The sequence below is a fragment of the Streptomyces flavofungini genome, from assembly GCF_041028215.1.
Taxonomy (GTDB): Bacteria; Actinomycetota; Actinomycetes; order Streptomycetales; family Streptomycetaceae; genus Streptomyces; species Streptomyces flavofungini_B.
Window position 1 is genome coordinate 1 of the sequence record NZ_JASKYR010001499.1, and the last position, 621, is coordinate 621.

The 621-nt window shown below is 71.1% G+C and carries 2 protein-coding genes; one reads left to right on the plus strand and one right to left on the minus strand.

Annotation, left to right across the window (positions count from 1 at the left end; all coding sequences use genetic code 11):
- The coding region (modA, locus tag AB8Z36_RS41870; RefSeq protein WP_369218545.1) for a molybdate ABC transporter substrate-binding protein at positions 1 to 404 on the minus strand (404 nt) is incomplete at its 3' end.
- Here modA and AB8Z36_RS41875 point away from each other — a divergent pair.
- On the plus strand, positions 394 to 621 hold a 228-nt coding region (locus AB8Z36_RS41875; RefSeq protein ID WP_369218546.1), incomplete at its 3' end, for a hypothetical protein. The genes modA and AB8Z36_RS41875 overlap by 11 nt on opposite strands.

Sequence of the window (621 nt, forward strand, 5' to 3'; positions counted from 1 at the left end):
TCCTTGGAGACGGGCTTCACCTCCACCTTCCGCTGGTCGAGGACCTGCTTGGCGTACCGCCCGACCGGCACCGTGTCATCGGCGAGGACGACCTTCAGCTTCGGGTCCGCCAGGTCCTTGAGCTCCTTGACCTTGTCCGGGTTGCCCTCGCGGGTGGCGATGACGAGCCGGTTCCTGGCGATGACCGTGGCCTCGCCGGTCTCGCCCTTGAGGCCGTCCATGGTCTTGGTGTCGGCGGTGACGAGGACGTCGGCGGGCGAGCCCTGCTTCACCTGCGCGGCGAGCTCCTGCGAACCGGCGGCGGAGACGGTGATGTCGGTGCCGGGGTGCTCCCGCTCGTACTTCTTCTCGGCCGTGGCGAAGACGTCGGTGAGGGAGGAGGCGGCGAGCACGGTGAGCTTCACGTTCTTCTTGTCACCGGCCTTCTTGCTCCCGTCGTCGTCGCTGCCGCAGGCGGCGAGCGGTACGAGGAGGCCCGCGGCGGCGACGSCGGACCGCGGCCTCCTCTGCCACCGCGCCGCTCACGGTGAACGGCAGCCGCACATACCCCTCGAAGGCGCCGTCGACCCCGAAGCGCGGCCCGGACGGCACCCGCACGCCGACGCGCTCGCCCACCTCGGC